This window comes from Streptomyces sp. NPDC127092 (assembly GCF_042722475.1).
Classification (GTDB): domain Bacteria; phylum Actinomycetota; class Actinomycetes; order Streptomycetales; family Streptomycetaceae; genus Streptomyces.
In genome coordinates this window covers 2,171-9,920 of record NZ_JBHXFE010000081.1, presented here as the reverse complement: position 1 = coordinate 9,920, position 7,750 = coordinate 2,171, and the positions used below count along the sequence as shown (strand labels likewise).

Here is a 7,750-nt window from a genome sequence, read left to right as displayed (position 1 = left end):
GCGGCGGCGCGGCCAGCGCGGGCCGGCCGGGGCCTCGGCGGTGTCGGCCGCGTCGGCGGCGGCCGGGGCGGCGGTCTGCTCGGTGGCGGCGACGGCCTCGTCGGAGACCGTGGCACCGCCGCGGGTGCGACGGCGCTGGCGCGGCGTACGGGCGCGGGCCGGGCGCTCCTCGGCCTTCTCCTGGCGCGGGCCGCGGCCACGGCGGCCGCCGGGCTCGCCGAGGTCCTCCAGCTCCTCCGCGTCGAGGCCGGCGCGGGTGCGCTCGGCGCGCGGCAGGATGCCCTTGGTGCCCTCGGGGATGTCCAGCTGCTCGTAGAGGTGCGGCGAGCTGGAGTACGTCTCGACCGGGTCGTTGAAGTCCAGCTCGAGCGCCTTGTTGATCAGCTGCCAGCGCGGGATGTCGTCCCAGTCGACCAGCGTGATCGCCGTACCGCTCGCGCCCGCGCGGCCGGTGCGGCCGACGCGGTGCAGGTAGGTCTTCTCGTCCTCGGGGGACTGGTAGTTGATGACGTGCGTGACGCCCTCGACGTCGATGCCGCGCGCGGCGACGTCGGTGCAGACGAGCACGTCGACCTTGCCGTTGCGGAAGGCGCGCAGCGCCTGCTCGCGGGCGCCCTGGCCGAGGTCGCCGTGGACCGCGCCGGAGGCGAAGCCGCGGCGCTCCAGCTGCTCGGCGATGTCGGCGGCCGTGCGCTTCGTACGGCAGAAGATCATCGCGAGGCCGCGGCCGCGGGCCTGCAGGATGCGGGCGACCATCTCCGGCTTGTCCATGGAGTGGGCGCGGAAGACGTGCTGCGCGATGTTGCGGTGGGTCGCGCCCTCGTCGTCCGGCGAGGTGGCGCGGATGTGCGTGGGCTGCGACATGTAGCGGCGGGCCAGGCCGATGACGGCGCCGGGCATGGTCGCCGAGAACAGCATGGTCTGGCGCTTCGCCGGAAGCATGTTCATGATCTTCTCGACGTCGGGCAGGAAGCCCAGGTCGAGCATCTCGTCGGCCTCGTCCAGGACCAGCGCCTTGACGCGGGAGAGGTCGAGCTTGCGCTGGCCGGCCAGGTCGAGCAGGCGGCCGGGGGTGCCGACGACCACGTCGACGCCCTTCTTCAGCGCCTCGACCTGGGGCTCGTAGGCCCGGCCGCCGTAGATGGCGAGGACGCGCACGTTGCGCACCTTGCCGGCGGTGAGCAGGTCGTTGGTGACCTGCTGGCACAGCTCACGGGTGGGGACGACGATCAGCGCCTGCGGGGCGTCGGTCAGCTGCTCGGGCTGCGCCCGGCCGGCCTCGACGTCCGCGGGGACGATGACGCGCTCCAGGAGCGGGAGGCCGAAGCCGAGGGTCTTGCCCGTACCGGTCTTGGCCTGGCCGATGACGTCGGTGCCGGAAAGGGCGACCGGAAGGGTCATCTCCTGGATGGGGAAGGGGGAAACGATACCGACGGCCTCGAGGGCCTCGGCCGTCTCGGGAAGAATCCCGAGGTCTCGGAACGTAGTCAGGGTGCTGCCTCTTCTGTGAGACGCGGCGCGAGGCGAACGAAGGGGGTCTCACCGTGCCGGGAACCGCCGACGGGGTCGGGAAGATCACCGTCAGGTGGCGCGGGACCACTGCCGTCGCTCGAGCGTCGTGCCGCTGAGGGACCCCTCCGCGGGTCCGCAGGAAGGGCTGTCGGGCCGGAGCCGATCGGGCCACCGACCGGGCATCCTCATTCATCAGTCGGCCCACCGGGTACGTCCGAACGTGCGAAAGCATGTCCGCATACTCAGCAGGCGCAATACCACTGTACCCCGGATTCGCGCATGTGTGTCGGGAGAATTCGCGGCGAGGCCGGGGTCACATCCGCCGACCGGCGGCCCACGCGGGCCCTCCGGGCCCGGACCGGGGGCCGAACGCCGTCCGACCGGGGCCCCGGGCGTCCGGCGGGGCGGGCTATTGTGCGCTTCATGGAGACGCCTGACAACGCCACACCCACCGGTATCGCCGCCCAGGACTGGGCGACGGCCTCCGCCGTGCCGCAGTACCGCGCCGCCGTGATCGACCTGCTCGGCGCGCTCGCCTACGGCGAGCTCGCGGCCTTCGAGCGGCTCGCCGAGGACGCCAAGCTGGCGCCGACCCTCGCGGACAAGGCGGAGCTGGCGAAGATGGCCTCCGCCGAGTTCCACCACTTCGAGCAGCTGCGCGACCGGCTCGCCGCCGTGGACGCCGAGCCCACCTCCGCGATGGAGCCCTTCGCCAGGGCGCTGGACGACTTCCACCGGCAGACCGCGCCGTCCGACTGGCTGGAGGGCCTGGTCAAGGCCTACGTCGGCGACTCGATCGCGAGCGACTTCTACCGCGAGGTCGCGGCCCGGCTCGACGCCGACACCCGTGCCCTGGTGCTGTCCGTGCTCGACGACACCGGTCACGGCAACTTCGCCGTGGAGAAGGTCCGCGCGGCGATCGACGCCGACCCGCGCGTCGGCGGACGGCTCGCGCTGTGGGCCCGCCGGCTGATGGGCGAGGCCCTGTCGCAGGCGCAGCGCGTGGTCGCCGAGCGCGACGCGCTGTCGACGATGCTGGTGGGCGGTGTGGACGGGATGGCCGCGGGCTTCGACCTCGCGGAGGTCGGCCGCATGTTCTCCCGCATCACCGAGGCGCACACCAAGCGGATGGCGGCGCTCGGCCTGGCCGCGTAAGGACAGTCAGACCGCGGCTGATCGGCGCAGTCGGCGCGAGGCGGGACGGAGCAGCAGCGACAGCAGCACCGCCGCCACCGCCACGGCGCCGATCAGCGTGGCGAGGAAGTGCCCGGGGCCGAGCGCCCCGTGGGTCACCAGGGCGCCGAACACACCGCCGAGCGCACCCGTCGTCAGGACGACGACCCGGGCGGGGAGGCGATCGGGGAGCCGGTGCACGGCCGCCCAGGCCAGGGCGAATCCGAGCAGTGCGGCACCGAGGGCTTCCAGGAACACGGCGAATCACCTCGCGTGGGGTGCGGGGCGGGCAGTTCGGTCACACCCGTCCTACCCGGTCACTCGTGATGACAATCCTCCCCGTACCCCCTGACGTGGGCGTTCGGGCGTATGCGTGAGGCCCGGTGGACCGAAGTCCACCGGGCCTCACGCATGGGATGTCCTCAGAGGGCGCCGAAGCCCACGCGGCGCACCGCCTGCTCGCCGATCTCGATGTACGCGATCTTGTCGGCCGGAACCAGGATCTTGCGACCCTTCTCGTCCGTCAGGCTGAGCAGCTGCGACTTGCCGGACAGTGCGGCGGCCACCGCGCTCTCGACCTCCTCGGCGGACTGCCCGCTCTCCAGCACGATCTCCCGGGGTGCGTACTGCACGCCGATCTTGACCTCCACGGCTATGTCCCTCCGAACCGTCAGCCTTGCGCGTGGGTCCCGCGCCGTACTCGCCACACATTAGCCCGGTAAGGGGACGGAAACGGCGCGGCCGGGCCACGCCAAGAGCGAACACCCGGCCCCGCGGGGCCGGCGCGTCAGTGACCCTCGGCGGCCAGCTGGCCTTCCGCGCCGTGCAGCGGGAAGCCCGCGATGCCGCGCCAGGCGAGCGAGGTCAGCAGCGCGACCGCCTTGTCGCGGGGGACCGGGGACTCGCTGGAGAGCCAGTAGCGGGCCACGACCTGGGAGACGCCGCCGAGGCCCACGGCGAGCAGCATCGACTCGTCCTTCGACAGGCCGGTGTCCTCGGCGATGACGTCGGAGATGGCCTCCGCGCACTGCAGCGACACCCGGTCGACGCGCTCGCGCACGGCCGGCTCGTTGGTCAGGTCGGACTCGAAGACCAGCCGGAAGGCGCCGCCCTCGTCCTCCACGTAGGCGAAGTAGGCGTCCATGGTCGCGGCGACCCGGAGCTTGTTGTCGGTGGTGGAGCCCAGGGCCGTGCGCACCGACTGGAGCAGCGCTTCGCAGTGCTGGTCGAGCAGGGCGAGGTAGAGCTCCAGCTTGCCCGGGAAGTGCTGGTAGAGAACCGGCTTGCTCACTCCGGCCCGCTCGGCGATGTCGTCCATGGCCGCCGAGTGGTACCCCTGGGCGACGAACACCTCCTGGGCCGCGCCGAGGAGCTGGTTCCGACGGGCACGGCGCGGCAGGCGCGTGCCCCGAGGGCGTGCTGCCTCTGTCTGCTCGATGGCGCTCACGCCGCCTCCCAAAGTTCGATCTGTGCGCGCATTGGCGTCGCGCCGCCATCGTACTTTTGGGTAACCCGGCTGTGCGCGCTGCGAACGCAGAATTTCACGGACCGGACGCCCGGGGCGAGAGGCGGCGGGCAACGAGATGGTCATGCAATCGACCCGGACGAGGGCGCGAGAGACCGTCCGCGGTGCGGCCGGCGCCGGGAAAACCCGTACGGGGCGGGCGGCCCGCCGGGCTCGCCGGGTCTCCCGCCGAGTCGCCGGGGGCCGTACCGCGGGAAGGACGGCACCGCTCATACGTCCGTGAGGTCATGCGTCCGCAGACGCTGGGGGAAGCGGCGCCGTCAGCGGTAGTCGTCCTCGTCGAGCGCCACGACCCGCGCCTGCTCCGCGGCGTCCGCGTCGTTCGCGGCGTCCCGGCTGATCTGGCTGAGTGGTTCGTCCTCGCGCTGCTGCAGCTCGGCGTGCTGTTCGGCCGCGTCGGCCTCAGGGATCTCCTCGTCGAGCACGTCGTCCTCTTTCTCGGCGAATGTGTCCGGCTCGTCCGGGTCGACAGTCATGCGGTTCCTTCCGGCGGGGCGGGTCCGCGGGTCCTGTCCGTGACCCTCACTCCGAGCGTAGGAGTTCCTCAGGCGCGGCGCACCCCATCCTGTGACGCCACACACACGCGTCCGGGCGTGATCGTCTCGTAATATCGCTGCCATGTCCTCGACCGAGCTGCCGGAAACCCGGACCGCCGCACCGCCCGCGCCCCGGCCGCGCGCCGTGCGGGTCGCCGACGGCGAGCGACTGCGCTCCGTCGCGCTGCCCGGGCTCACCCTGAGCGTGCGCTCCCGGCCCGGTGCCCGGCCCGGTCTGCCGCCCGCGCTGTACGTGCACGGCCTCGGGGGCTCCTCGCAGAACTGGTCGGACCTGATGCCGCTGCTCGCGGACGTCGTGGACGGCGAGGCGGTCGACCTGCCCGGCTTCGGCGACTCGCCGCCGCCGGACGACGGCAACTACTCCGTCACGGGACACGCCCGGGCGGTCATCCGGCTGCTCGACGCGGGCGGCCGCGGTCCGGTGCACCTGTTCGGCAACTCGATGGGCGGCGCGGTCGCCACCCGGGTCGCCGCCGTCCGGCCCGACCTGGTCCGCACCCTCACGCTGATCTCCCCGGCCCTGCCCGAGCTGCGTGCCCAGCGCACCGCCTGGCCGACCGCCCTGCTCGCCCTGCCCGGCATCGCCCCCCTCTTCGCGAGGCTCACCAAGGGCTGGACGGCCGAGCAGCGGGTCCGCGGAGTGCTCGCCCTCTGTTACGGCGATCCCGGCCGGGTCAGCGAGGAGGGCTTCCGGCACGCCGTCGAGGAGATGGAGCGGCGCCTGGAGCTGCCGTACTTCTGGGACGCGATGGCCCGCTCCTCGCGCGGCATCGTCGACGCGTACACGCTGGGCGGCCAGCACGGGCTGTGGCGGCAGGCGGAGCGCGTGCTCGCGCCGACACTGCTCGTCTACGGCGGGCGTGACCAGCTCGTCGGCTACCGGATGGCACGCCGGGCGGCCGCCGCGTTCCGCGGCTCGCGGCTGCTCACGCTTCCGGAGGCCGGGCACGTGGCCATGATGGAGTATCCGGAGACCGTCGCCGCGGCGGTACGGGAGCTGATCACCGATGCCGCGCGGGTCGCGGCCGAGGGCGGGAGCTGAGCCGGACCGTGGGACGACATAGTCGCAAGGGGGCCGCTGCCCCGGTGGCCGACACCGGGCAGCAGGAGGCCGCGAGGCCGGGCCCGGGGACGGGGCGACGCCGCAGGTCACAGGGCCGGCAGCCGACGACGGCCCCCCAGGACCCGATGGCTCCCCAGAACCCGGCGGGCTCCCCGAACCCGACGGCCCCCCGGACTCCGCCGGCCCCTCAGCCCTCGGCCGCCTCCCGGCATCCCATGGCGCCGCAGACCCGGACGGCGCCCGCGTCGCAGCCCGCGCCCCCGCCGCAGACCGGCCCCAGGCCCCCGGCAGGCCCCCGCCGTCAGGCGGATTCCCGGCCCCCGGCCGGCTTCCAGGCCCCGATGCCGCCGCAGTCCCCGCGCCCGTACGGCCCCCAGGCCCACGGCCGCCAGGGGTACGTCCCGCAGGGCTACGGCACCCCGGCGCACGGCACTCCCGCCTACGACGGCACTCCCGCGCACGGCACTCCTCTGTACGACGGCACCCCGGCGCACGGCACTCCTCTGTACGACGGCACCCCGGCGCACGGAATCCCCGCCTACGGTGCCGGGGCGACCCGCCCCGCGCCCGTCTTCGACACGCCGATGCACGGCACGCCGCGCTATCAGGGGCCGTACGACCCGGACGCCGACGGCTCCTTCGTGCGCGGCGGGCATCCGGTCCACGACGAGACCGGTGAGACCGCCGTGCCCGCCGCTCCCTACATCCCCGGGCCGCGCCGCGAGGCGCCGACCCGGCGGCCGGGGGAGCAGGCGGAGGGGACGGCGGGCGCCGGGACCGGGGCCGGTGCGGAGGAGGCCGCCGGGGAGCGGCAGCCCACGCGGTCCGGCGGCGTCGGACGCACCCTCACCGGCATCGCCGCGGCGGCGATCACCACCGTGCTCGCCGTCGTCGTGGCCGGCCAGGTCGCCGAGCGCGGGAGCGGCGGCGCGCCGCAGGCCCAGGCGGCGGACGGACCCGCCGACCGGGCCGGTGCGGAGAGCCCGGCCTCCCGCTCGGACGACCGTCCCGCCCGTACCCCGTCGGCGACGCCGTCCGCGCCGCCGACGTACGAACAGCTGATGGCCCGCCAGTTCCCGATCGACCCGAAGCTGCACGGCTCGGGCAGGTTCGAGGCCGTGCCCGGGTTCGACAAGGCGCCCGGGAAGGGCCGCAAGATCCGCTACCGGGTCGACGTGGAGCAGGGCCTCGGGCTCGACGGCGCGCTGTTCGCCCAGGCGGTGCAGAAGACGCTCAACGACCGGCGCAGCTGGGCCGGCAACGGCGAGATGACCTTCGAGCGGATCTCCAGCGGCGAGCCCGAGTGGGTCATCACCCTGGCCAGCCCGGGGACCACCGGCGACTGGTGCCGGAAGTCGGGTCTGGACACCACGGTCGACAACGTGTCCTGCGACTCGGCGTCCACCGCGCGCGTGATGATCAACGCGTTCCGCTGGGCGCAGGGTTCGGACACCTTCGGGCCGGACGCGATGCACGCCTACCGTCAGATGCTCATCAACCACGAGGTCGGACACCGGCTCGGGCACAGCCACGTGAGCTGCCGCACGCCGGGCGCGCTCGCGCCGGTCATGCAGCAGCAGACGAAGTCGCTCGACATCGAGGGGATCGAGTGCCGCCCCAACCCCTGGGTGCACCCCGGGAGTTGATCCCCGCCGGCCCGTCGGGCGGCCCCTGGGGCACGCCCGTGCCGGCCCACCCCCCACCCTGACCGAGGGTGACCGAACCGCCCCGTAGCGCGACGGAACGCGACCGGGGTGGGAAAGTTACGTGCATTCACCCCTTCCGGTGGTGGGGGGGGGGAAAAAACGCCCCCCCCACCCCCCCTCCCCCCCCCCCTCCCCCCCCCCCGCCCCCCGCACCCCAAAACGAACCCAACCCCCCCCACCAACACAAAGAGGTTTCCCCCTCAGCGCGCTGCTT

At 73.9% G+C, this 7,750-nt stretch carries 8 protein-coding genes; 3 read left to right on the top strand and 5 right to left on the bottom strand.

The window, feature by feature from the left end:
- Positions 1–1,401: DEAD/DEAH box helicase (locus tag ACFWJO_RS36710; RefSeq protein ID WP_386872409.1), on the bottom strand; the 1,401-nt coding region annotated here is incomplete at its 3' end.
- A gap of 534 nt (positions 1,402–1,935) precedes the next feature.
- Between ACFWJO_RS36710 and ACFWJO_RS36705 the strand changes: the two genes are divergently transcribed.
- The gene (locus ACFWJO_RS36705; RefSeq protein ID WP_386872408.1) at positions 1,936–2,667 is read left to right on the top strand and encodes a ferritin-like fold-containing protein; all 732 of its coding nucleotides are present in this window, start codon (positions 1,936–1,938) and stop codon (positions 2,665–2,667) included.
- 6 nt (positions 2,668–2,673) lie between these two features.
- Here the strand turns inward: ACFWJO_RS36705 and ACFWJO_RS36700 are convergent, their stop codons facing one another.
- The 4 genes from ACFWJO_RS36700 to ACFWJO_RS36685 all read right to left on the bottom strand — a co-directional run bounded on the left by ACFWJO_RS36700 (position 2,674) and on the right by ACFWJO_RS36685 (position 4,686).
- Positions 2,674–2,943, bottom strand: a complete 270-nt coding sequence (locus ACFWJO_RS36700; protein ID WP_309548381.1) for a hypothetical protein — start codon at positions 2,941–2,943, stop codon at positions 2,674–2,676.
- Between the two features lie 164 nt (positions 2,944–3,107).
- Entirely contained in the window at positions 3,108–3,335 is a 228-nt protein-coding gene (locus ACFWJO_RS36695; protein WP_384421190.1) for a DUF3107 domain-containing protein, read from the bottom strand.
- Between the two features lie 137 nt (positions 3,336–3,472).
- Positions 3,473–4,132, bottom strand: a complete 660-nt coding sequence (locus ACFWJO_RS36690; protein WP_384421192.1) for a TetR/AcrR family transcriptional regulator — start codon at positions 4,130–4,132, stop codon at positions 3,473–3,475.
- 338 nt (positions 4,133–4,470) lie between these two features.
- Positions 4,471–4,686, bottom strand: a complete 216-nt coding sequence (locus ACFWJO_RS36685) for a hypothetical protein (RefSeq protein WP_386872405.1) — start codon at positions 4,684–4,686, stop codon at positions 4,471–4,473.
- Between the two features lie 142 nt (positions 4,687–4,828).
- On the opposite strand from ACFWJO_RS36685, the gene ACFWJO_RS36680 reads away from it, so the two are divergent.
- Together ACFWJO_RS36680 and ACFWJO_RS36675 are read left to right on the top strand one after the other, a co-directional pair.
- Entirely contained in the window at positions 4,829–5,809 is a 981-nt protein-coding gene (locus ACFWJO_RS36680; protein WP_386872403.1) for an alpha/beta fold hydrolase, read from the top strand.
- 362 nt (positions 5,810–6,171) lie between these two features.
- Entirely contained in the window at positions 6,172–7,476 is a 1,305-nt protein-coding gene (locus tag ACFWJO_RS36675) for a DUF3152 domain-containing protein (protein ID WP_386872401.1), read from the top strand.
- The last annotated feature ends 274 nt before the right edge of the window (positions 7,477–7,750 follow it).

What these genes read in the sequence shown, in the direction of transcription:
- ACFWJO_RS36675 (WP_386872401.1), top strand. Translation starts at nt 6,172, where the DNA reads ATGCCGCCGCAGTCCCCGCGCCCGTACGGCCCCCAGGCCCACGGCCGC.
- ACFWJO_RS36705 (WP_386872408.1), top strand. Translation starts at nt 1,936, where the DNA reads ATGGAGACGCCTGACAACGCCACACCCACCGGTATCGCCGCCCAGGAC.
- ACFWJO_RS36685 (WP_386872405.1), bottom strand. Translation starts at nt 4,686, where the DNA reads ATGACTGTCGACCCGGACGAGCCGGACACATTCGCCGAGAAAGAGGAC.
- ACFWJO_RS36680 (WP_386872403.1), top strand. Translation starts at nt 4,829, where the DNA reads ATGTCCTCGACCGAGCTGCCGGAAACCCGGACCGCCGCACCGCCCGCG.